22 protein-coding genes and 2 pseudogenes are annotated in these 22758 nt (G+C 70.1%); 10 read left to right on the forward strand and 14 right to left on the reverse strand.

Annotation, left to right across the window (positions count from 1 at the left end; genetic code table 11):
• Nucleotides 1-97: 97 nt before the first annotated feature.
• The gene (locus tag ACFWXQ_RS39125; protein ID WP_383954999.1) at nt 98-271 is read right to left on the reverse strand and encodes a CsbD family protein; all 174 of its coding nucleotides are present in this window, start codon (nt 269-271) and stop codon (nt 98-100) included.
• Between the two features lie 243 nt (nt 272-514).
• On the opposite strand from ACFWXQ_RS39125, the gene ACFWXQ_RS39130 reads away from it, so the two are divergent.
• Nucleotides 515-895, forward strand: coding sequence for an ANTAR domain-containing protein (locus ACFWXQ_RS39130; protein WP_383954997.1), 381 nt, complete (start codon nt 515-517; stop codon nt 893-895).
• A 221-nt stretch (nt 896-1116) separates the two neighbouring features.
• Here the strand turns inward: ACFWXQ_RS39130 and ACFWXQ_RS39135 are convergent.
• A pseudogene (locus ACFWXQ_RS39135) lies at nt 1117-1902 on the reverse strand (RNA polymerase sigma factor SigF); the annotation flags it as partial.
• 430 nt (nt 1903-2332) lie between these two features.
• Between ACFWXQ_RS39135 and ACFWXQ_RS39140 the strand changes: the two are divergent.
• Nucleotides 2333-2707 carry a DUF6479 family protein gene (locus ACFWXQ_RS39140; protein WP_383954995.1) on the forward strand — a complete coding sequence of 125 codons (375 nt, stop codon included), beginning with the start codon at nt 2333-2335 and terminating at the stop codon, nt 2705-2707.
• 87 nt (nt 2708-2794) lie between these two features.
• Nucleotides 2795-3163: a VOC family protein gene (locus tag ACFWXQ_RS39145; RefSeq protein ID WP_383954993.1), complete on the forward strand. Its 369-nt coding sequence runs from the start codon at nt 2795-2797 to the stop codon at nt 3161-3163.
• Between the two features lie 65 nt (nt 3164-3228).
• Here the strand turns inward: ACFWXQ_RS39145 and ACFWXQ_RS39150 are convergent, their stop codons facing one another.
• The 3 genes from ACFWXQ_RS39150 to ACFWXQ_RS39160 form a co-directional block, all read right to left on the reverse strand.
• Nucleotides 3229-4410: a DNA gyrase subunit B gene (locus tag ACFWXQ_RS39150; RefSeq protein ID WP_383954991.1), complete on the reverse strand. Its 1182-nt coding sequence runs from the start codon at nt 4408-4410 to the stop codon at nt 3229-3231.
• Nucleotides 4411-4691: 281 nt separating this feature from the next.
• Nucleotides 4692-5432: a DUF1963 domain-containing protein gene (locus ACFWXQ_RS39155; protein ID WP_383954989.1), complete on the reverse strand. Its 741-nt coding sequence runs from the start codon at nt 5430-5432 to the stop codon at nt 4692-4694.
• Between the two features lie 172 nt (nt 5433-5604).
• A complete protein-coding gene (locus ACFWXQ_RS39160) occupies nt 5605-6216 on the reverse strand; it encodes a dihydrofolate reductase family protein (protein WP_383954987.1) in 612 nt (203 codons plus the stop codon).
• Nucleotides 6217-6356: 140 nt separating this feature from the next.
• Between ACFWXQ_RS39160 and ACFWXQ_RS39165 the strand changes: the two genes are divergently transcribed.
• Nucleotides 6357-6983 (forward strand): alpha-ketoglutarate-dependent dioxygenase AlkB, encoded by a 627-nt coding sequence (locus ACFWXQ_RS39165; RefSeq protein ID WP_383954985.1) that lies wholly within the window; start codon nt 6357-6359, stop codon nt 6981-6983.
• A gap of 40 nt (nt 6984-7023) precedes the next feature.
• On the opposite strand, the gene ACFWXQ_RS39170 is transcribed toward ACFWXQ_RS39165, so the two are convergent.
• The gene (locus tag ACFWXQ_RS39170) at nt 7024-7419 is read right to left on the reverse strand and encodes a DUF6114 domain-containing protein (protein WP_383954983.1); all 396 of its coding nucleotides are present in this window, start codon (nt 7417-7419) and stop codon (nt 7024-7026) included.
• Entirely contained in the window at nt 7419-8111 is a 693-nt protein-coding gene (locus tag ACFWXQ_RS39175; RefSeq protein WP_383954981.1) for a DUF6230 family protein, read from the reverse strand. The genes ACFWXQ_RS39170 and ACFWXQ_RS39175 overlap by 1 nt, the downstream gene beginning before the upstream one ends.
• 686 nt (nt 8112-8797) lie before the next feature.
• Here ACFWXQ_RS39175 and ACFWXQ_RS39180 point away from each other — a divergent pair.
• Entirely contained in the window at nt 8798-9463 is a 666-nt protein-coding gene (locus ACFWXQ_RS39180; protein WP_386270290.1) for a Tat pathway signal sequence domain protein, read from the forward strand.
• An 87-nt stretch (nt 9464-9550) separates the two neighbouring features.
• Here ACFWXQ_RS39180 and chvE read toward each other — a convergent pair whose 3' ends face one another.
• Nucleotides 9551-10642: a multiple monosaccharide ABC transporter substrate-binding protein gene (gene chvE, locus ACFWXQ_RS39185; protein ID WP_383956914.1), complete on the reverse strand. Its 1092-nt coding sequence runs from the start codon at nt 10640-10642 to the stop codon at nt 9551-9553.
• A 617-nt stretch (nt 10643-11259) separates the two neighbouring features.
• Nucleotides 11260-11479, reverse strand: a pseudogene (locus tag ACFWXQ_RS39190) (DUF4111 domain-containing protein); the annotation flags it as partial.
• A gap of 362 nt (nt 11480-11841) precedes the next feature.
• Here ACFWXQ_RS39190 and ACFWXQ_RS39195 point away from each other — a divergent pair.
• The gene (locus ACFWXQ_RS39195) at nt 11842-12213 is read left to right on the forward strand and encodes a tyrosinase cofactor (RefSeq protein WP_383956917.1); all 372 of its coding nucleotides are present in this window, start codon (nt 11842-11844) and stop codon (nt 12211-12213) included.
• A gap of 27 nt (nt 12214-12240) precedes the next feature.
• Nucleotides 12241-13065, forward strand: coding sequence for a tyrosinase family protein (locus ACFWXQ_RS39200; protein WP_383956920.1), 825 nt, complete (start codon nt 12241-12243; stop codon nt 13063-13065).
• Between the two features lie 66 nt (nt 13066-13131).
• Here the strand turns inward: ACFWXQ_RS39200 and ACFWXQ_RS39205 are convergent, their stop codons facing one another.
• Nucleotides 13132-16344 (reverse strand): amidohydrolase family protein, encoded by a 3213-nt coding sequence (locus ACFWXQ_RS39205; protein WP_386270291.1) that lies wholly within the window; start codon nt 16342-16344, stop codon nt 13132-13134.
• A 79-nt stretch (nt 16345-16423) separates the two neighbouring features.
• Nucleotides 16424-17626, reverse strand: coding sequence for an FAD-dependent monooxygenase (locus ACFWXQ_RS39210; protein WP_383955620.1), 1203 nt, complete (start codon nt 17624-17626; stop codon nt 16424-16426).
• 167 nt (nt 17627-17793) lie between these two features.
• Here ACFWXQ_RS39210 and ACFWXQ_RS39215 point away from each other — a divergent pair, with 167 nt between their 5' ends.
• Both ACFWXQ_RS39215 and ACFWXQ_RS39220 read left to right on the forward strand, forming a co-directional pair.
• Complete coding sequence (locus ACFWXQ_RS39215) at nt 17794-18069, forward strand: YkvA family protein (protein WP_189839133.1); 276 nt, start codon at nt 17794-17796, stop codon at nt 18067-18069.
• A gap of 61 nt (nt 18070-18130) precedes the next feature.
• Nucleotides 18131-18877, forward strand: coding sequence for an MBL fold metallo-hydrolase (locus ACFWXQ_RS39220; protein WP_383955613.1), 747 nt, complete (start codon nt 18131-18133; stop codon nt 18875-18877).
• 5 nt (nt 18878-18882) lie between these two features.
• On the opposite strand, the gene ACFWXQ_RS39225 is transcribed toward ACFWXQ_RS39220, so the two are convergent.
• Nucleotides 18883-19284 carry a MerR family transcriptional regulator gene (locus tag ACFWXQ_RS39225; RefSeq protein ID WP_383955610.1) on the reverse strand — a complete coding sequence of 134 codons (402 nt, stop codon included), beginning with the start codon at nt 19282-19284 and terminating at the stop codon, nt 18883-18885.
• Nucleotides 19285-19348: 64 nt separating this feature from the next.
• Here ACFWXQ_RS39225 and ACFWXQ_RS39230 point away from each other — a divergent pair, with 64 nt between their 5' ends.
• Nucleotides 19349-20566: an MFS transporter gene (locus ACFWXQ_RS39230; RefSeq protein WP_383955607.1), complete on the forward strand. Its 1218-nt coding sequence runs from the start codon at nt 19349-19351 to the stop codon at nt 20564-20566.
• Between the two features lie 130 nt (nt 20567-20696).
• Here ACFWXQ_RS39230 and ACFWXQ_RS39235 read toward each other — a convergent pair whose 3' ends face one another.
• Nucleotides 20697-21680 (reverse strand): aldo/keto reductase, encoded by a 984-nt coding sequence (locus tag ACFWXQ_RS39235; RefSeq protein WP_383957124.1) that lies wholly within the window; start codon nt 21678-21680, stop codon nt 20697-20699.
• A 61-nt stretch (nt 21681-21741) separates the two neighbouring features.
• Complete coding sequence (locus ACFWXQ_RS39240; RefSeq protein ID WP_383957127.1) at nt 21742-22677, reverse strand: SDR family oxidoreductase; 936 nt, start codon at nt 22675-22677, stop codon at nt 21742-21744.
• Nucleotides 22678-22758: the final 81 nt, after the last annotated feature.

Raw genomic sequence — 22758 nt, forward strand, 5'->3', positions numbered from 1 at the left:
GGGGGCGTCGGGGCGGGGCGCGGGACGCCCCCGCCGGGCGCGGAGCCGGAGCCCTGCGCGACCGTCCGGGGGCGTCCCGACGCGTGGGGTCCGGGCCCTACCGCTCGGACTTCTTGACACGCTCGGAGGCCTTCGCGGCGAGCTCCTGGGCCCTGCCCGTCATCTGCTCGCCCCGGCCCTGGTTCTCCATGGGCATGTCGCCCATGGCCCGGCCGGCGGTCTCCTTCATCTTGCCCTTCATCTGCTTGGCCTTGCCCTTTGACTTACCCATGGTTTTCCGTCCTTCGATGAGGGTTGGACTGGCGTAACCACCCTGCGCCCGACACCCACCCTTCGCAATCCGTGAGTGATCCGTCACCATGTGTATCCAGGTGAATGCTGGGTAGGCGTCGCGCTGGCATGCACCCGGTCGAGTGGCGACGATGGACTGGAACCACGGAGTCACGCAGTGGAACGACACCGTGGAAACGACAACGAGAGACCGTGCAAGTGTTCCGACCTCGGAGGGGAACGAATGACCTCGGACGCCGGCTCGAAGGCGGAGGAGCCGGGTGGCGGTCCGCCGGACCAGGCCGCACCCGATGCGGACGCGCCCCGGATCGCCGAACTGCAGGAGGAGATCGGCCAGTTGAAGGAGGCCGTGACCTCTCATGCCGTCGTGGACCAGGCGATCGGCATGATGGTGGCACTCGGGCGGGTGACGCCCGACGACGGCTGGGCCGTGCTTCGGGAAGTGTCCCAGCACACCAACATCAAACTGCGGAATGTCGCGGAGATGATCCTTGTCTGGGGACAGAAGGGCGAACTCCCGCCGGATGTCCGAGCCACGCTGGAGGACACGCTCGACCGCTATGGGCCCACATCGCTTCCAGAAGATTCTCCGCCACCGCGATGAAGGTGTTTTGTTCAGCGTGCATTGGTTAGTTCGAACAGTGGCAGTTCGCTGGCCAACCGCTCCCGGGAGGGTTCGGCAGTGAGCTCGCCACTCAGCCGTCCGGCCCGGGAAGCCCCGTGACGGGCGGTTGAGTCACGGACGGTCGAGTCACCGACGCCGCCTCCATCCACCGCTACGACTTCTCCAGCGGCCACTACGACCCCTTCAGCCGCCACCACGACTTCCGAGAGCGCTTCCTCGCGCACTTTGGCGCAGCAACCGTTGAGCAGCCGGGAGACGTGCATCTGCGAAATACCGAGCTGCTCCGCGATACGGCTCTGGGTCATGCCCCGGAAGAAGCGCAGGTAGAGAATGGTTCGCTCGCGTTCAGGGAGCGCCGCCAGACACGGCTTCACCGCCTCCCGGTCGATGACGAGGTCGAACCCGGAGTCGGATTCCCCCAGGGCGTCCCCGAGCGCGTAGCCGTCGTCGCTTCCGGGCAGCTCGGCGTCCAGGGAGAGTGCGGTGAAGCTGTCGAGGGCCTCGAATCCGGCGCGTACGTCGTCCTCACTCATGTGCGCGTACGCGCAGATCTCGGCGATGGTGGGGTTGCGGCCCGGTGTTGTCTGTGACAGCTCCTTCACCGCGGCGCGGACCCGGTTGCGCAGGTCCTGGACCCGCCGCGGCACGTGGAGGACCCACATGTGGTCGCGGAAGTGGCGCTTGATCTCGCCGGTGATGGTCGGGATCGCATAGCTCTCGAACGCGTTGCCACGGTCGGGGTCGTAGCGGTCGACGGCCTTGACCAGGCCGAGAGCCGCCACCTGACCGAGATCCTCGACGGACTCGCCGCGCCCTCGGTACCGCAGGGCGATGCGGTTGGCCATGGGCAGCCAGGCCCGGACCAGCTCGTCACGCAGGGCTTGTCGCTCGGGCCCGTCGGGCAGGGCGGCGAGGCGTATGAAGTCCGCTGCCGAGTCGGGGGCGTCGTCGTGCGGGTGCTGCTTCGTTCTGACGGTGATTCGCATGGTGCGTCGCATCTCCCTCAGAGGGCGCTGACGGGACAGTCACCATGGGAGTGAGCGCGCACACGGACCGCCTCTGGACACACCCGCGATCTGGCGGAGCCAGCTCCCACGGACGTGCCTCCTGTCCGAAGCACTAGTAATCCAACTTCCCGCATTCGGACATTTCAAAACGAAGCGCCGAATATCGATGGCTCGCCGCGACAATCAATAATCAAGTGGTCACGCAAAGCGACGAGGTGAATCGAATCGATAAGCCCGCTCCTGCGAATTTGCCGCGCAGATGTCGGAAGCAGACGTCGGAAGCAGACGTCGGAAGCAGATATCCGAAGCAGCTATCGGAATCCGTTGCGGGAAGGCATGCGCTGCGCGCGTCCGGGCCTCGGGTGGACGGGGTTCCGTTTCGGTCGGCGGTGCCGGGTACCCGCCGGTCATGGACAACGACACGACACAACTGGCCCTCTCCGGCGCGGTGGTGGGCGGAGTGGTGCCGTTCCTGGTGGGCGTCGTCCTCGTCGGCGGCCTGATCTGGGCCGTGTGGTGGGGCCGTCGGATCCGTTCCCAGGAGCCCGGCCCGCCCCGCCCCGAGGACCAGCCCCGGCTGCCCGACTCGGGCCCCGTGGGCGAGGTCCGCGAGCGGCGGGAGCCCGCCGAGATGCCCCACGGCGAGCACCGGCTGACCTCCCACCGGCTTCCGGGCCACGGAAACAGCCCGACCCGCCGCGCGGCGAAGCCGGAGCCGGAGCCGCCGACCCGGAACGAGAGCGGCGACGGAGGCTACGACGGCGGAGGCCCGGGCCGAACCTGACGCGAACGACGCACACCTCACCCGCAATGGGAGGGGACACCAAAAAAGGGAGCCCTCTCATCGCCGCGCATCTGCTTCACTCGGCGCATGCTGAAGATCGGATCCGTGGTGCTGGGTGTGTGGGACGTGCGGCGTGCGACCGCATTCTGGACGGAGGCTCTCGGGTACGTCCCGCGCGACGAGCCTGGGGACGACTGGGTGGTGCTGGTACCCGCGCAAGGGACCGGCCCCCAACTGGCGCTCGGCCTCAGCGAGACACCCGTACAGGAGCATCCGCGCGTCCACCTGGACCTCTACGCCAGGGACGCGGCGGATCAGGCCGCCGAGGTCGATCGGCTCGTGTCCCTCGGCGCCCATCGGGTCGACTGGGACCTGTATCCCGAGGATCCGGACTTCGTGGTGCTGGCCGACCCCGACGGCAACCGCTTCTGCGTCATCGACACCAGCCGGGAGTGACATCCACGGCCGCTTGCCCCGCCGTGCTCGACGAGGGCCGGCCGACGCCAGGGTGGCCGAACTGCTCAGTCCTCGTGGACGCCCCGGACGATTCGGTCGACGAACTCCGCGGCCCGCTCCGGCTCCTCCTCGAACCAGTTGCCGAGGTGTTCCCGGACAGCCTCCGCCACACAGTCCCGTACCTCGGTGTTGCCCAGCAGCCCGCAGGTGGCACCGAGGAATTCGGGTTGGTCGAGCTTCACCGACACGACTGCCGTGAGGCTCCTGCAGATCCGGTCGTCGCGGGGATCAAGGTCCGCTCCCGGCAACCCCCGTTCCCGTGCGTACGCGATGACAGCGGTCGCCACTCCGTCGCGGAAGCCGTCCACGTGCGTGCCGCCCTCGCGAGTGGCCCGGCTGTTGGCGAAACCGAGTATCCGTTCCTCGCGGGAGCCGGTCCACAGCAGGGCCACTTCCATCGTCCCCGCCATCCGTGGATCCTCGCCCTCGAAGCCGGTGACGTCCGACTGGACGGCCGACCCCGTCTCCGCGTCGAGGGCGGCCACGAAGTCCCGAACTCCCTCCGGGAACCGGAACGACACCACCCGGGCCCCGCCCGCCGGGCGTTCGTCGGTCAGTGAGATCCCCAGGCCCCGGTTGAGGAAGGCCACCTGCCGGAATCGCTCCGCCAGCACGGCGAAAGAGCACCACGTCGTCGCGAAGATCTCGCTGTCGGGCCAGAAGGCGATGGTCGTCCCGCTTCCGGTCGCCGGCTCCACGGCGGCGGGCGGGGCGACCTCGACACCGCGCGCGTACGCCCGGGACCGGCGGACCCCCTCGCCCCGCACCTCGGCCGTCAGCCTGCTCGACAGGGCGTTGACGACGAAGAGCCCCGCTCTGAACTGCCCCACGTCCGTGATGCGCCGGCCACTGAGCTCGGGCCCGGCGTGGAAGCTGGTCAGCAGCGCTTCGAGGTCCGGGCCGCCGGTGTCCCCGGGGGCCTCGACGGGACGCCCCGGCCCGTCGTCGACGACCCGCACGCCACCGTCGGACGTGAGCGTGACATCGACGAAGCCGCTGCCACTGCCACTGCCGCTCCCGCCGGCCAGGACCTGGTTCACCGCCCGGCCGACGACCTCGAACACCATTTGCTGCAGGCCGCGTTCACCGGTCGAGCCGACCCACATCCCGGGCCGCTTCCGAATGGCTTCCCGCCCCTCCAGCACCTCGATGTGGGCAGCGTCGTACCCCGTGCTTTCCCCACTCACAAAGACCCCTCCCATGGCGTCCGGCTGACCTCCCCAGCCTAGGCGGAATCCAGGAAAACACCAGGTCAGAGCGGTTGCACCGAGGCCGCGGACGGGCGGGTGAGGGCCTGTCCGGAGGTGGTCGACCCAGGACCCGCTCACCATGTCCGGAACGCGCCCGAGGGGCGGGCGAAGCCGCCTACGACCCTGTTCCGGGCGCCCCTGAGGCCCTCAATTCCGATACACGGGAAGCAACTTGGAGCCCTGCAGGCCGGGGTGAACGCGCCGCGTCCGAGGCCGCCTCAACCGACCATGTCGAAGTGGGCCCGCGCCCGGTCGAAGTGGCGGCCGGCCAGGTCCTCCCGGCGAATCACCCAGTGAACGACGCCCAGGTCCCCCTCGATCACGCCGTCGCCCCCGACCTCCGCGAGCAGCACCCAATCACCAGGGCCGTGGTCGTGGTCCGTGAGGGGATCCGCGTTCCAGACCCAGGGGCAGCCGCCCATCTGCACCGGTCCGTCCGTCGTCATCTCGCCGCAGGTCTTCCACCAGACGGAGCCCAGCTCGCTGCCGTGCGGGAACTCCTCGGTGTCCGAACCGCGGTTGGGCAGCGAGGGCGTGATCGTCAGATGCAGGTCTCGGGCCGGGACGACCTCCGGCAGCCACTCGCAGCTCGAAGCGCGTTCGGAGACGGGCGTGCCGACCGGGACGTAGACGAGCCGGTGCCAGTCGTCGCCGCTCCACGGGTCCTCCGTGTCGGCGAAGAAGAGCAGCGTGCCGTCCTCGGGCAGCGGGAGGTCCGTCGCGCCCGGCGGAATGGCCGAGAGGTCGACCGAGGCGAGGAACGGCAGGTCCGGAACGGGCTCGTCATCGGGCATCGGCGGCAACCCGCCGAGCCGTCCGGCCGGCGGGTCGTCGGGCGGCGTCTCACCGGCGAGGTTCAGCATCGCGCAGCGACGGGCGGTGTCGAGCCACCGCCCGACCTCGTCCTCGGGTAAGTCACGACTGCAAGCTTCGTCGCGGAACGGATCCATCGATGTCATTCGCAGAGTATGCCAGTGCCGATCACGCCTCCTGGCGCGATGAAGTGAACCGGTCGCGGGCCCCGACAGCCGACGCCGCTCCGACCGAACTGGCCTACACCGGCGAGGTGTTGGGCCCGATCGCCGCGCGTCGGCACGAAGCCCGGTCACTCCGGTTACCCGGTCACTCCGGTCACTTCACGAGGCGGTACTTCAGGTGGGTGGCCAGTGGCGTGCCGAGCACACTGACGGGTTCGAGGCGCCGCCCGGCGCCCAGTCCCTCGAAGAGCCGCAGACCGTCTCCGAGGAGCGCGGGCACCACGTGCAGTTGCAGCTCCTCGATGAGCCCCTCCCTGAGGTACTGCTGCACCGTGCTCGCCCCGCCCGCGATGTCGACGTTCCTGTCTCCCGCGGCCGCCTTCGCCCGGTCGAGCGCGCTGTGGATACCGTCGGTGACGAAGGTGAAGGTGGTGCCGCCCTCTTTGACGAGGGTCGGCCGGGGTCGGTGGGTGAGGACGAAGACCGGGGCCCGGAACGGCGGGTTGTCGCCCCAGAACTCCTCGCCGGTGTCGTACATCATCCGGCCCATGACCACCGCTCCGGTGGCGTCGAACCACTCGCGCATCAGCTCGGAGTCGCGGTTCTCCTCCCCGCCGGTCATGCCCTGGCGCTCCCGCCAGCTCGCCAGGTTGTGGATCCACTCGAAGAGCGGTTCGGCGCCGTCGCCTCCCGGGTTGTCGATGCCGACGTCGGTGCCGGCGATGTAGCCGTCGAGGGAGATGGCCATATCCGCGGTTACGGTCACGATGCGTGCTCCTGAGTCCTGGAGGTGCTGCCTTCACCCTTGCGTCGATCGGGACCCGGCGCATTCGACAGGTCTCCGAGCTTCACCCGGCCACCATCTCGGATAGCACACACATTCGAATATGTGGGTACCCTGGAAGCATGTCCACGCACCTCCAGGGTTCCCTGTTCGACCAGACCGACGAGGTCCGCCTCGGCCCGCTCGACGGGCTGCGCCGGACCGTGCTCGGCGACGGGGCGTGGATCGATCTGCTGCCGGGCTGGCTGCACGGGGCGGACGCGCTGTTCGCGCGACTGGCCGACGAGGTGCCCTGGCGGGCCGAGCGGCGGCAGATGTACGAGCACATGGTGGACGTACCGCGGCTGCTCGCGTTCTACGGTGCCGGTGACGCGCTGCCGGACCCCGTCCTGGACGAGGCACGTGATGCCCTGTCCGCGCATTACGCCGACGAGCTGGGGGAACCGTTCACCACCGCCGGGCTCTGCTTCTACCGGGACGGCCGGGACAGCGTGGCCTGGCACGGGGACCGGATCGGCCGGGGCGCCCGCGAGGACACGATGGTCGCCATCGTCTCCGTGGGCGCTCCGCGCGACCTGCTGCTGAGGCCCAGGCGGGGCGGCACTCCGGTGCGGCGCCCGCTCGGGCACGGCGACCTGATCGTGATGGGCGGCTCGTGCCAGCGCACCTGGGAACACGCGATCCCCAAGAGCGCTCGGGCGGCGGGTCCCCGGATCAGCGTCCAGTTCCGCCCGCACGGTGTGCAGTGACCCTCCGCAGGGGCGCCGCCTGCCACGGCGCCCCGACACGCTACGGAAGAGGTACCGGCTCCTGCCGACGACGACGCCACGAGCGGGCGCGCCGCGGTTCCTGGTCCGGCAGCCAGCCGAAGGCCAGGCAGCTGCCTACGACACCGAGCACGAGCCCGATGAAGAAGCCGCCCAGGTTCGAGGTGACCCAGGTCCCCAGGGAGAGCAGGGCACCCAGGATCGAGTAGAAGAGACGTTGCGCGGGGTTGAAGAGGATCAGCAGGCCGAGAATCAGCATCAGGGTCGGCAGGAGGTAGCCGGCCAGGCCCTGCATGCCGATGTGCATGACGACCTTCAGCGACGCCTTCTCCGTGACCAGGATCTCCGCCCCGCCCAGGGCGAGCAGCAACCCGCCCCAGAAAGGACGGGCCGCGCGCCAGCGCCGGAAGGCGACCATCAGCAGCCCTTGTCGCTGAAGCTCAGCTTCAGACCGGGAAGCTTGAACACCGCGGCCGTGGTGGCGTAGTTGGTCTGCCGCAGGTTGCCGATGTGGACGGTGTCGGCCTGCTGGCTGAAGACGCCCTTCGGGCCCTGCGCATGGGACTTGTCGAGCGTGCTGGCGTCGTTGCCGATCTCGATGTTGTCGAAGGACGCGTCGCCCGACAGTTCGGTGGAGTCGGTGGTGAGGTTGACCGCGGACACCTTCTGGCTGCCCTCGCCGGCCCTGATGAGCAGGTTCGTGCCGCCGAGGTCGACGCTCTGGCAGAGCTTGGTGAGGGTCGCCTTCTTGATCGCGGAGACCACCACCAGGACCTGGCCGCCGGTCTCACCCTCGTTGGGGCTGCCCGGAGCCATCTCGTCGAGACCGCCGAACTGTGCGAAGCCCTCACCGTCGAGGTTGGTCGCGGTGACGGTGAACGGCATGCCGGAGATCGCGAACTGCACACCCAGGGCCCCCTGGGCGGTCATGATCATCAGGCCGGCCGCTACCGCGGTGGCAGGCACCGCCATCACCGCGGCGCGGCGCAGACGGACCCGCCCGCGTCTCTCGGAACCTTCGGGGCTCTCCGGGATGGAACCGCTTTCCGACGATTCGGAGGGCTCGGGGGTGGAACCGGCTGACGAGGTGGCGTCCGAGGACGAGGCCATTTTCTGCTCCCAGGGGCATGTATCAGTGCGGGTAGGGCTTCAGTGGCACGTTGTCCTGGCGCGGACAGCGCCTACGGCGTACGCCTCCTCACACCTCCCGGCGGGCGCAAGGGCTTTCTCGTTACGCAGCAGTAACCGCGACGGAAGTTACCCCCGGTAAGTGACGAGGGTCAAGCACCTTGTGGAAAAAGGAAGTCGGAGATGTGACGGAGCCGTGGAGAGCTCTCCCGCGGCACCCAGCCCAACATCAACTGCCTTGTTCTGCACGGATGTTGAATATTCGTCAACTTCCTTGCAGAACCTTGACGTTGAACATCACTCAGGTCTACAACTCTCCCTGGTTAGCACGGATCCGTGGCGCCGGATCCGTTCTGCGGCGCACGTCGACTCCCGGGCTCCATCCCGTCACACGGTCGGCAGGCCGGGCCCGTGGTCGACAGACCCGGCACACGGCCGGTCCACCGCACGTGCGGTCCGCATCCACTCCTCCATGGCACCGGCACGGTCGCATTCCCCCTCCTGGGCCGCGCCCGGTCGCCCTACCGCCGGTCCCGCGCCGGAGGCCGTCCATCGACGCCTCCGGCCAGTCTCCCGGCAGCCACCGCCGGTCCGTCGCGTACGGAGAAGGCGCGACGGGCCGGCGGCGGCCCAACTCCCCCACCCCACTCTCGGAATGAGGCACCCGCATGCGTACTCGGACTTCCCTCGCGCTGGCCGCCGCCGTCACGGCGCTCGCCCTCTCGGCGGCCGGCCCGGCCTCCGCGGCCGACGGCTCGGTCCTGACCACCGGCGGCGCCGGCGGCACGGCCGTCGCGGCCGGGGCCGTACTCAACTCCTCGCTGGCCGCCGGCACCAGCGCCACGCTCTACTCCAGCAGCACGGGCACGAGCGGCCTCTCCTGCACGTCGTCGAAGTTCGTCGCCACGGTCGTCGACAACCCGACGGCGCCCGGCACGGCCACCGAGTCGGTCACCGAGCACACCTTCGACAGCAGCAGTTGCACCAGCAATGTCATCGGCGTGCTCGGCGTCACCAGCATCAAGGTCGACAACCTGCCCTACACCTCGGCCGTGGGCTCCGACGGCTCGGTCACCATCACACCCGCCGACGGCTCGTCCATCCAGACAACCGTCGTACTGCGCACGCTTCTCGGCAGCATCACCTGTGTCTACCGCGCGCCCAGCCTGTCCGGCACGGCCGACAACGCCGACAACAGCATCTCGTTCAGCAAGCAGCAGTTCACGAAGTTCTCCGGCTCGTCGCTGTGCTTCAGCAACGGCTTCTTCACCGCCAAGTACGCCCCGGTCACCGACACGACACAGACCGGCAGCCCGGCGGTCTTCGTCAACTGACGCCGACCGCAACTCCGTACGAACGCCTGTGGGGCGGGGAGAGATCTCCCCGCCCCACAGGCGTTCACGGTTCACTTCAGGCACGGGTCACTTCAGGTCGCTCTTCTTCATGTAGCCCGAGTCGATGAGCACCTGCTCGTAGTTGCCCTTGTCGACGCTGACCGGCTCCAGGAGGTACGCGGGCACGACCTTCTTGCCGTTGTCGTACGTCCTGGTGTCGTTGACCGCCGGCTTCTTGTCGTGGACGACGGAGTTGACCATGTAGGAGGTGACGAGTGCCAGCTCGCGGGTGTCCTTGTAGACGGTCTGGGTCTGCTCGCCCTCCACGATCGACTTGATGGAGGGCGCCTCGGCGTCCTGGCCGGTGACGATGGGCAGCGGCTTCCCCGCGCCTCCGTACCCGTGCTCCTTCAGCGCCTTGAGGATGCCGAGGGACATTCCGTCGTACGGCGAGAGGACCGCGTCGATGGTCTGGCCGTTGTACTTCGAGTCGAGAATCTTGTTCATGCGCTTCTCCGCCGTGGGGCCGTCCCAGCGGAGAGTGGTCACCTGATCGAGGTCGGTCTCGCCGGATCTGACGATCAGGTCGCCGTTCTGGATGTATGGCTCCAGCACTTCCATCGAGGCGTCGAAGAAGTAGCGCGTGTTGTTGTCGTCGGACGAACCCGCGAAGAGCTCGATGGTGAACGGGCCCTTGCGGCTGCCGTTGACGAGCCCCAGCGTCTCGACGATGAAGTCGGCCTGTTGCGAGCCGACCTTCACGTTGTCGAAGGACGCGTAGTAGTTGACGGCGTCACTGCCGAGGATCAGCCGGTCGTAGGAGATCACGGGGATGCCGGCGTCCTTCGCCTTGCTCAGGACGCCGGTGAAGGCGCGTCCGTCGACAGAGGCGATCACCAGGGCGTCCACGCCGTCGTCGATCATGGCCTCCACCTGCGCGACCTGGTTCTTCGGGTCGTTGTCGGCGTACTTCAAGGTGGTGTTGTATCCGAACCCCTTGAGCTCGTCGACCATGTTCCGACCGTCGTCGATCCACCGCTGGGACGTCTTCGTCGGCATGGCGATGCCCACGGATGCGGTCCCGTCACCGCTGCCGGCGTCGGAACCCTCACCGCATGAGGCGAGAGAGAGGGTCAGGACCGTGGATATGGCCGCAGCTACGGTGGTGCGGGCGCGCATGCTCATTGTTCCTCACTGGGTGACAGGCAGTCGGTGGGACTCGGCGGCCGTGTGTGCGCCCGGCGGCCGACGGCCGTCGTCCACGCCCGGCCGGAACGGCAGATCGTGAGGGAGACGTCCGCAGCGCACGGTTCCAGGGCGGAGGCCGTTGTGCGTTGTTCGGTGCCGAGGTCGCGCCGAGGCTGCCTTGACAAGGGGGTTCGGGGCGCCGCACCGGAAGGGTTCGTACTACTCGTACGTACCGGTGGCGGACGCCAAGGTTGGCCGGTGCCCGGGCGCGTGGAGCCTTCCGGGATCGGCTGATCTCACCGGGTCGCGGTGAGGGGTGGAGCGTCAGACCGGACGGTATGTCTCTCGCGTTCGGGCCCCGCTGAACCCGCACACGACCAGGCCGGGGATGACCGGCCCCCACGGGCGCGGACTCGAACGTGGGTGCGCGGGGAGCGTATCCCGGCGTACGCCCCCCGTGGCGCTCTTTCATCACATTAGTTGCGACGGCGCACGATCGGCCTGGCCAGGGCGATCGTCACTTGCGGCCTTATCCGGACGATCCGGTTCCTAGCGCCTGCCCCGCACGGCTAGTTGCTCGATCGCGCGGACAACGACACCGACGAGCGCACGGGCCGGTGCCGGTCCGGGAGGCGATCGAGCACCCAGGATGCCGCCGCGTCCTTGGAGGTGATGGCGCCGGTCGCGAGGGTCGTTCCAGACGCGGGCGAGGGTCAGCAGGACATTGCGGGTGTCCGACGCGAGGTCGGTCGGCAGTTCCGGCACTCCGGCGACGATCACGCACCGCAGGTCGCCGTGCGGCACGGGGTCGAGGAGGCGCGCGGGCGGACGTCACCCTGGGCGACGCCGATCAGCTCGGATCGTAGGTGGACCGACGGAGGCATTCACGTCAGTTTCCGGGGGTGATCGACACCACGGGATGGATGGGAACCCCGGAAGATCATCGCCACGAGCCGCTCCGAGAAGCGAAGTTCCCTGGCACGGGCCTCCGCGAGCCCTCTCCGCAGCAAGATCACCCTTGTTCAACCTTGTATGACATGTAGTCAATTGTCCGGATCACGGCCAACCAGGTCGCTGCGGTTTCCCCGCTCCCCCAAGGGCCCGATAGGCATACGAATCGTCAATTGACCCAATTCCGGCGGCATATGCGACAACCCATGCCGTCGGACCGAGTACAAGGACGTATCCGCATGCCCGATCTCACTCGCCGCCGCGCCATGCAAGGCGCGGCCGGACTGGCCGTCGCCGCCGGCACGTTCACCGCGGTCTCCCCTTCGCCGACCTCCGCCGCGGACCACCACGGCGGGCCCACCCCCGCGCCCTTCGACTTCGACGAGGTCTACCGGGGCCGTCGAATACAGGGCCGGCCGTCCGGCGGCGGACATCATCACGGCGCCGATTACGCGGTGTTCGTCGACGGCGTCGAGCTGCACGTGATGCGCAACGCCGACGGGACCTGGATCAGCGTGGTGAGCCACTACGACCCGGTGCCGAGCCCGCGCGCGGCGGCCCGTGCCGCCGTGCAGGAGCTCCAGGGCGCTCCCCTCGTCCCGTTCAACTGACCCACACAGCCACGGAGTTCACCCGCAATGACCGTACGCAAGAACCAGGCGAACCTGACCGCCGACGAGAAGCGCAGGCTGGTCGCCGCGCTCATCGAACTGAAGCGGACCGGCCGGTACGACGGCTTCGTCACGACCCACAACGCGTTCATCCTCGGCGACACGGACACCGGCGAACGGGTCGGCCACCGTTCGCCCTCCTTCCTGCCCTGGCACCGCAGATTCCTCCTGGAGTTCGAGCGGGCACTGCAGTCGGTGGACGCCTCGGTGGCGCTGCCGTACTGGGACTGGAGCGCCGACCGCACGACCCGGGCCGCCCTGTGGGGACCCGACTTCCTCGGCGGCACAGGCCGCTCCGTCGACGGACGGGTGACGGACGGCCCGTTCGCCGCGTCCACCGGCAACTGGCCCATATCCGTACGCGTCGACACCCGCACGTATCTTCGCCGCTCGCTAGGCGGCAGCAGCCGGCCACTGCCCACCCCCGCAGAGGTCGAGTCCGTACTCGCCATGTCCACCTACGACATGGCGCCGTGGAACAGCGCGTCCGACGGCTTCCGCAACCACCTGGAGGGGTGGCGGGGCGTCAACCTCCACAACCGCGTCCATGTGTGGGTAGGCGGGCAGATGGCCACCGGCGTCTCCCCGAACGACCCGGTCTTCTGGCTGCACCACGCGTACGTGGACAAGCTGTGGGCCGAGTGGCAGCGCAGACACCCGGACTCCGGCTATCTGCCCCTCGCGGGCACACCGGACGTCGTCGACCGCGGCGAGACCATGAAGCCGTGGAACGACTCCACGCCCGCCGATCTGCTGGACCACACGAGGCACTACACGTTCGACACGGCCTGACCGCCGGGGCCTGACGACAGCGGGCCCGCCCCAGGCCTCACGGCACGGGCGGGCCCGCCGCGTCGCTCAGACGCCCGGGGCGCAGCACCCGTCCCTGCGCATCAGGCGTCCCACCTCCAGCCAGTCGTCCTCGCCCGCCGCGTGGCGTGCCGCGCGCTCGGGGACCGGCTCGTACGCGGCGACGAGCTCGTCGGTCGTGTACGGCACCCCGCCCCGGAGCACGGCGACGGTTCGTACGAGCGTGTCGAAGTCCTCGAACGGGTCGCCGTCCACGATGGTCAGGTCGGCGAGTTTGCCGGGCTCGACCGTGCCGAGGTCGTCGTCGACGCCGAAGAGCCGGGCGGGCAGCACGGTCACCGTACGCAGGGCCGCCGCGGGGGACAGACCTCCCCTGTGCAGTGCGCGCAGGCCGATGTGGAGGGAGAGGCCGACGGCGACGAGCGGCTGGTCGGTGCCGAGGGCGACGATGCCTCCGGCGGCCAGGATCCGCCGGTAGATGTCGGTCTCCGTGCGCAGCGTGGCGAGTTGGGCCGGGGTCGGTGGCACGCCGGCTCCCTGCCGGACCAGCGCGGCGTCCCAGGGCGGCATCACGGCGGTGACCCGGGGGTCGTCGGCGAGCCCGGGGTCCGCGCCGAGGAGCGGCGCCGAGGTGAACGGCGTGGCGATCAGGCCGAAGCTGACGCCTCGTGCCGTGTAGATCTCCAGGAGGTCCTGGTAGGCGCGCCCGGAGGCGGTGATGGCGTGCCCTGACTCGTAGCGCTGGGTGGCCTGCAGATGGGTCGTCAGATCCTGGCCCAACTGCACACCGGGCGAGAGCAGATGGCTGCCCGAGCGCACACCGAGCCGCTCGTGTCCGTACCGGGCCGCCTCCTCCATCACCCAACTCGGCGCCCGTACATAGGTCTTGACGAAGTCCCAGTCCAGCGCGGCGCCCCGTTCCAGTGAGCGCCGCAGCCCGTCCCTGGTGCGGTGGGCGCGCCCCATGCTGTACGCGACCCGGGAGCCGTCGAGCAGTTCGCCGGTGGTCAGGAGGCGGGGCCCGGCGAGCTGACCGGACGTCACCGCCTCGCGGATGCGGGCCTGTTCGTAGGCGAATCCGCCGAGGGACACGGCGGTCGTGATGCCGTAGGTGAGCTGGCCGACGGTCTGCCGGCCGCCGTAGGTGACCTGCCAGGGGTGGGTGTGGGTGTCCCACAGCCCGGGCACGACGGTCCGTTCGGAGGCGTCGATCAGCCGAAGTGCCGTGCGTCGGCGGTGCGGTTCGACGGCGGTGACGCGGCCGCCGCGTACGACGATGTCGACGTCGTCCCGTACGGACTCGCCGGTGCCGTCCCACAGCCGCCCGGCGTGCACCACCGTGTCGGCCGGTGCGGGTCTGCGCTGGTCGAGCGGCACGCGGACGGTACGGGCCGGGCCACCGTCGACCCCGATGAGCCGCAGCCGGGTGCCGGACAGGTACAGCAGGGTCTTCGAGTCGCCGGACCAGGACGGATGGTCGGCCGGTTCGGTCGTGAGGGTGCGCAGGGCGCCGCGCGGGGTGCCGTCGGGTCCGACGGGCAGCAGGCACAGCGCTGACTCGACGATCACCGCCATCCAGCGCCCGTCGGGCGACCAGACGGGCCCCGAGTCGTACCGGTCGGAGATCGAGACATGCGACGCGACCGTGTGCAGTCGGTCCGTGTCGGTCGTGGTGTCGACGACGCGTACGAGGTTGTAGCCCTCCCGGAAGCGGAGGTTGAGGCGGTTGCGGTCGCAGAGGGCGAGGTGGCGGCCGTCGGGCGACCAGCTGGGCCGGCCGGGCAGACCGCCCCCGCCGAGCGGTGTCGCCAGCACCCGTTCCGTACCGGCCGCGAGGTCCCGGACGACGAGCCGCCCGCTCATGTCGAGGCAGGCGAGCCGTTTCCCGTCGGGCGAGAGCGCCGGATGCACCCGGCCGCCGGTGGCGAGCGCGGTCTCCTTGCCGGTGGCCAGATCTCGCCGGTACACGCCGAGCAGCCCGTCGCGGTCGTCCGCGTACAGCAGTGAACGTCCGTCGCGCGCCCACGAAGGGCCCAGCAGGTAGGTGGTGGGCTCCGCACGGCGCAACCGCTCCGGCGGCCGACCGCCCGAACTGTCCGCCAACCAGAGCGAGTTGAGCGCGGCGAAGGCGATCTGCCGCCCGTCGGGCGAGAGCGCGGGCAGATGGATGCCCCGCACCGGCCGCGCCCGTCCCGCCTCCCCGAGGTCGTACTCCTTGACCTGGTAGTGCGGCCGGTCCACTGGCAGTACGCCCTCGAAGGGGATCGCGTCCGCCTCGGCCGGCTTCTCCGGTCGCACGACGGTGAAGCGGCCGTCCACGGTGAGCAGCAGTTCCCCCTCGGGCGTCCAGCGGGGCGGCACCGGCGCGATGTCCCCGGCGACCGCGACAGGTTCGCCGTCGACGACGAGCGTGCAGGAGCCGTTGGGTGACGCGGTGGTCCGCAGGTACGCCAGGCGGCGTCCGTCCGCCGCGAGGGCGGGGGCCAGGATCTGGGCGGCCACGGTCTCGGTGTGCTCCACGACGACCGGGCCCGCGCCCGAGGCGGGGACGGCGGCGACGGTCCGGGCGTCGAGTCCGAGGCCGTTGGCGGTGGTGACGCCCTTCGCCCGGACGAAGAGGATCCGCTTCCCGTCCGGCGACCAGGTGGGGTCGAAGTCCTCCCACGCCCCGTCCTGCGACGGCCCCTCCTGGCCCGGCAGACCGGTCACGCGGGCGATGTCACCGGTGCGCAGGTCCAGTACATGGATGCGGTACGGGCTGCCGGTCACCTGGTCGCCGCCGCGCTCGGAGGCGAAGGCGATCCGGGTGCCGTCGGGCGACCAAGCAGGGCCCCGGTCGTCCCAGGGCCCGTCGGTGCGCTGCTGTACGTCCGAGCCGTCGGGCCGCATCGTCCAGATGTGGAAGCCGCCGCCACGGTAGGCGCAGAAGGCGATGAGCCTGCCGTCGGGGGCGTGCACGGGCCGGTTCGGTTCGAGGTCCGCCGGGGTGAGCGGTACGGCCTTGCCGCCGGTGCGCGGGAGGGACCAGAGCACGTTCTGGACCTCGGCGATCAGCCGGTCCCCGCCGGGCGCGAGGGTCGCCGAGCCGTTGGTGGCCGCCGTGAAGGACAGCGAGAGCTCGCCGGACGGCTGCGCGGCGGCCGGCGCGACACCTATGGCGGTGACGGCACCGGCGACGCCCGCGGCCGCGAGGAGCTGACGACGGGACAGGGGGAGAGCGAGGGCGGGGGTGAAGGCGGCGTTGCTCCGGTCACGGTCCATGACTCAGAACGCTCGCGCATCGCTCGGCGCCTGAGCAACACCGCCATTCTCGCCAAAGGGGTGGGATGTTGACGAGGCGTCAGCCCCTCTTGGCGTGCAGGGTCCGCGCGACCTTCGGGCCCAGCCACCGCTTGAGTCTGCGCAGCGCTTCGAGCTGTCCCGCCGCCCGGTCGATCCGGTAGTAGAGCTGCGGGGGGATGTACGGGAGCAGCGGGGAGTGCCGCTGGCCCAGGAGCGCGAACATCTGCGCCGGAGGCAGGCTGATGTAGCGCGGCAGGCTCTCGTACCACTGGGCGCTGTGCCGGGCCGCGCTCTGCACGGACAGCAGCTCCGCTTTGCGCTTCTTCTCGTACGCGACGAGGGCGGGGGCAAGTTCGGGCTCCGCGCGCAGGGAGTGTGCGAGTGCGATGGCGTCCTCCAGGGCGAGGGTGGTGCCCGCGCCGATGGAGTAGTGCGTGGTGTGGGCGGCGTCGCCGAGCAGGACGACGTTGCCGTGGGACCAGGCGCGGTTGGTGAGGGTGCGGAAGTTCAGCCACTGTGCGCTGCCGCCGGTGTTCGCCCGGCCGATCAGCCGGTGGCCGTCCAGCAGTTTGACGAAGAGTTCTTGGAGGCGGACGAGGCCCTCCGCCTCGTCGGCCCGGTCGAGGCCGAGGCCAGTCCAGGTCTCCGGGGAGCACTCGACGACACAGGTGCTGTGGTCCGCGCTGAACCCGTAGGCATAGCACCAGATCCAGCCGTGCGGTGTGTCCACGAAGGCGAAGGTGAACGCGTCGAAGACCTTCGTGGTGCCCAGCCAGATGTACTTGTTCCTGCCGAGCCCGACCTCCGGGCCGAAGTGGTCGGAGTGCCGCTCGCGCACCCCGCTGTGGACGCCGTCGCAGGCGACGACCAGGTCGGCTTCGGGCAGTCGGGCCCCGTCGGCGATCTCGTCCTCGTACTCGACGCGTACGCCCAGGGACCGGGCGCGCTCGGCGAGGAGGTCCAGCAGCTGCCGGCGGCCGATGCCGAAGCCCTCGTCGCCGTGGTGTGTCGTCGTACGGTCTACGACGTGCGCGACCCCGTCGCTCCAGCGGACCGAGTTCTCCTTGACGGCGCGCGCCGACTCGGGGTCGCCCTCGTGCAGTTTGTCGAGCAGGCTCCCCCAGTACGTCACCCCCCATCCGTAGGTCGAACCGGCCGGGTTCCGTTCATGGACCGTGATGTCGTGGTCCGGGTCCTGAAGCTTCATCAGGATCGAGAAGTACAGACCGGCGGGCCCACCGCCGACGCAGGCGATCTTCACACGCGCACCCCACTGTTCGCTCAAGGTGATCAATCGACAGCACAGAGTAGGGGGCGGGCCGGGGGCATGCCGACGTCCCGCGCCGCGTGTCGGACCGGCTCGCCGGTGGTGAAGCGGGCGAACCTGGGCATCCGAAGAGGAGCAGCGGACGAGTCGGGGAAGGGCTGATGGACACCAACACATGGATTCTGGTTCTCGTCGTCGCGGCCGTGCTGGCGGTGGCCCTCGGGGCGGCGGTCGTACTGCTGGTCCGGCTGGTCCGCACTCGGCGGGACCTCCGCCGGGCCGGGCTGCCGACCGGGCCCCGCTGGGTCTTCTGGGGAGCGGTCGCCTATGTCGTGCTGCCGACCGACCTCATGCCCGACCCCGCCTATTTCGACGACATCGGCGTACTGCTCCTGGCGCTGCGGTCGATGCGCGCTTCGTCCGACCCCCTGCGCTGAGGTGCCCGCGGATCTGCTTGGCTGTGTTCCGTCAGGCAGGGACCTCTAGGTCGGGACGATCATGCAGGCAGACATTCTTCAAGTCGCCGACGGCATCCATCTCGTACACGGCAGCAACACCAACTGGGTGATTCTCACGGAGGGGGACGCCGTCACCCTCGTGGACACGGGCTACCCCGGAGACCGCGAGAGCGTCCTCGCCTCCCTGTCGGCCGTGGGCAGTTCACCCGAAGCGGTCGCGGCCGTACTCGTCACGCACGCCCACAACGACCACATCGGCTCGGCCGAGTACCTCAGCACTACGTACGGCACGCCGGTCTACGCCCATGAGGCCGAAGTCCCGCACGCGCGCCGGGACTTCCTCCATCAGGTGACCATCGGCAAGGTGCTGCAGAACGCCTGGCGGCCCGGCGTGGTGCCATGGGCCGTGCACGCGCTGCGCTCCGGCGGCACCGCACACGTCCCGGTCACCGAGCCGCGGCCGTTCCCCGGTGAGGGCGCTCTCGACCTGCCCGGCCGACCCGTTCCCGTGCACACCCCCGGCCACACGGCGGGCCACTGCGCCTTCCATCTGCCGGACGCGGGGGTCGTCATATCGGGCGACGGGCTGGTCAGCGGGCACCCCACCTCACGCGCGAGCGGCCCGCAGCTGCTGCCCACCATGTTCCACCGGGACCTCCCCGGTGCGCTGTCCTCGCTGGACGCCTTCGAGGCGCTCCCGGGTGACATCCTGCTGCCCGGTCACGGTCCCGTGCACCGCGGTTCCGTACGCGAGGCGGCCCAGCGGGCCAGGGAACGGGCCGCCTGACCCGGTCAGGCCTCCACGGACCGGCCGTCGCCCATGGACCGACCGTCGCCGTCGCCGCGTACCACTTCGAGGTACGCGGCGATCGCGTCCCGGTTGCGGGCGAGGCAGTCGATGCGCCGGGTCATACGGTCGAGTTCGAGCTCCAGCGTGGTCAGCATCTCCGGGGTCGGATCGGGGAAGTGGATGGTGCCGGGCCCGTCGAGGCAGGGCAGGATCTGCTTGATGATCCGGGTGGGCAGCCCGGCGTCCAGCAGTCCGCGGATCTGCTGGACACGGTCCACGAGGCGTTCGTCGTAGGAGCGGTACCCGTTCTCGCAGCGCTCGGGCGTGATCAGCCCCTGCTCCTCGTAGTAGCGCAGCAGCCGCCGCGGGATGCCGGTGCGCTCCGACAGCTCTCCGATCCGCATCCGGCCGACCTCGCACTTCGCCGCTTGACCTTCTCATCAATGTGAGGGTTCGAGCATACGCGGCATGAGCACCCACACCACGGAACCGGCCGGTTCCTCCGAGCCCGCCCAGGGAGCCGAGAGGCGCGGGCTCCCTCTCCGGGCCCTCCTCGCCCTGGCCACGGCCGTCTTCGTCACGAGCCTCACCGAGACGCTGCCCGCGGGCGTGCTGCCCGCGATGAGTGCCGACCTCGGCGTCGGTGAGTCCGCGATGGGGCAGTCGGTCACCGTCTACGCGATCGGCACCGCACTCACCGCGATCCCCCTGTCCGCGGCCACCGCGGGCTGGCGGCGCAAACGGCTGCTGCTCACGGCGATGGCGGGGTTCGCCGCCGCCAACACGGTGACCGCCGTCTCCACCGACTACTCCCTGACCATGGCGGCCCGGTTCGTCGCCGGTGTGGCCGCGGGCCTGGCCTGGGCGCTGCTCGCCGGGTACGCCCGGCGACTGGCGCCCGCCCATCTGCAGGGCAGGGCGATCGCGATCGTGATGACGGGCATACCGGTCGCGCTGTCGCTCGGGGTGCCCGCGGGGACCTTCCTCGGCGAAGTGCTCGGCTGGCGGGTGACGTTCACGCTGATGACCGTGCTCGCGGTCGCCCTGCTCGGCTGGATCGCGGCGGGCGTTCCTGACCAGCCGGGTCAGCGGCGCGGGGCGGGCCGGGTCCCGATACTGCGGGTCCTGACGATTCCGGGGGTGGCACCGGTCCTGTTCGTCACGCTGGTCTTCGTACTGGCCCACACGATCCTGTACACGTACATCGCCACGTTCCTGGACGGACTGGGCATGGGCGGGTCGACGGATCTCGTACTGCTGGTGTTCGGCGTCGCGTCCCTGTTGAGCATCTGGTTCGTGGGTGCGCGCATCGACCGGCGTCTGCGCGCCCTGACACTCGCGAGCGCGCTGCTCGTCGCCGTGGCGGCCGCGCTCCTGGCCGTGCCGGCCGACAGCCCCGCGCTCGTCTACGCCGCCGTGGCGCTGTGGGGGCTCGGCTGGGGAGGCGCCCCCACGCTGTTGCAGACGGCCGTGACCGACGCGGGTGGTGACGCGGCGGATGCCGCGCAGGCCGCGCTCGTCACGCTGTGGAACGCGGCGATGGCCGGCGGCGGGGTCGCCGGAGGCGTCCTGCTGGACCACCTCGGCACGGGTTCACTCCCGTGGGGTGTGCTGTTGCTGGTGGTTCCGGTGGTGAGTGTGGTGGCTGCCCGGGCCCAGGGGTTCCCTGCGGGGGGTGAGCGGTAGTTGTGAGGCTGCGGGCCGTCGGTGGCTTGTCGCGCAGTTCCCCGCGCCCTGAAAGGGGCGCGGGGAACTGCGCAGTCTTTGGGGGCGCGGGGAACTGCGCGACAAGCCCCCACCGGCCGGCAGCCGACAATCACCAGCGAGCTTCGACCTGCTCCTTGATGCGCCCGTCGTACAGGTCAGAGATCGCGGCCAGCGTCTCCGCGGAGAGCGGCGGCAGCTTGCCGGCCGCCGCGTTCGCGCGGGCCTGCTCGGGCGAACGGGCGCCGGGAATGACCGTGGTCACGCCGGGCTGCTGGACGATCCAGGCCAGCGCCAGCTGGGCCGGGGTGACACCCTCCGGGGTGAGCCCGGAGAACTCGGCGGCAGCCTCGACCCCGGTGGCGTAGTCGACGCCGGAGAACGTCTCGCCCTGGTCGAAGGCCTCACCGTGGCGGTTGAACGTACGGTGGTCGTTCTCCGCGAAGACCGTGTCCTTCGTGTACTTGCCGGAGAGCAGCCCCGAGGCGAGGGGCACGCGGGCGATGATGCCGACGCCGGCCTCCAGCGCCGCGGGCAGGACCCGCTGAAGGGGCTTCATACGGAACGGGTTGAGGATGATCTGGACGCTGGCCACACTCGGCCGGGCGATCGCGGTCAGCGCCTCGTCGCACGTCTCGACGCTCACGCCGTACGCGGCGATGCGCTCCTCCTCGACCAGGGTGTCGAGGGCGTCGAACACCTCGTCCGACGAGTAGACGGGGGTCGGCGGGCAGTGCAGCTGCACCAGGTCGATGCGGTCGACACCGAGGTTGCGGCGCGAACGGTCGTTCCAGGCGCGGAAGTTGTCGAGTACGTAGTTCTCGGGAATCTGGTCGACCCGACGGCCCATCTTGGTCGCGACCAGTACGTGCAGGTCGGGCCTGCTCTGCACGAAGGTGGAGATGGTCTCCTCGCTGCGCCCGTCCCCGTACACGTCGGCCGTGTCGAAGAACGTCACGCCCGACTCCGCGGCGGCCTCCAGGACCGCGAGGGCTTCCTTGTCGTCCACGTCGCCCCAGTCGGCACCGAGTTGCCAAGTGCCGAGTCCCACGACCGATGCGTGCTGTCCTGACCTGCCGAATACGCGCTCATCCATGGGGGCAGTCTGGCACCCGGTCGCGGGTTCTCCGGACGCCGCCCCCGTGCGGCGGGCCCGTTCAGGCGACGGCCGCGGAGAGGGTGACTCCGGTGAGGCGTTCGGACTCGGCCCACAGCCGGCGGTTCGCCTCGGTGTCGAGGGCGCGGCGTGTGACGCGGGCGGTGGTGGTTGGGCCGACCAGTCCGAACCTGCCGCCCGGGCCGTAGTACGCGCCCGCCGTGGCCTCAGGGCTCGTGGCGGCGTGCAGCAGCGGTTCGGCGCCCTCCTCGACCTGCTGCTTGGGCAGGAAGTCGAGCGCGTTGAGCAGGGATCGCTTCGGCTTGTCACGGCCGAGGCTCGCGCCCGCGCTCTGGAGGTTGGTCACGGTGTAGCCGGGGTGGGCGGCCGTGCTCAGCAGGTTCCAGCCGCGCTCCGCGGCGATGTCGGCCAGCTGCCGGGCCATCATCAGGTTGGCGAGCTTGGACTGGGCGTACGACAGGTTGGAGCTGTAGCGGCGACGCTCCCACTGGAGGTCGTCGAAGTGGATGCGGCCGTAGTTGGCCGTGCCGCTGCTCATGGTCGTCACGCGGGGCGCCGGTGCCGCGAGCAGGGCGGGCAGCAGCCGGACGGTGAGGGCGAACGGGCCGAGGTAGTTGCTGCCCATCTGGAGTTCGAAGCCGTCGGCGGTGGTCATCCGGGTGGGCGGAGCCATCACTCCGGCGTTGTTCACGAGCAGGTCGAGCGGGGTGCCGTCGGCCAGGATCCCGTCGGCGAACGCCTCGACGGAGGCCAGGTCCGCCAGGTCGACACGCCGCACCTCCAGCTGTGCGTGCGGGTGCCGGGCGAGGATCTCGGCGCGGGCCTGCTCGCCCTTGGCGACGGTCCGTACGGCCAGGACGACACGGGCGCCGGCCTCCGCGAGGCGGCGTGCGGCCTCCTTGCCCGTGCCGCTGTTGGCACCGGTGACGACGGCGAATTTCCCGGTCTGGTCGGGGACGACATATGAGATGGCCACGATGACTCCTTCGGTGTTCGCACGGCACTCCCAGCGATAGGAGACCGGCGGTCTGTTGCATTTCAAGCTAGCAGACCGCCG

This window comes from Streptomyces sp. NPDC058697 (assembly GCF_042715345.1).
Classification (GTDB): domain Bacteria; phylum Actinomycetota; class Actinomycetes; order Streptomycetales; family Streptomycetaceae; genus Streptomyces; species Streptomyces liliifuscus.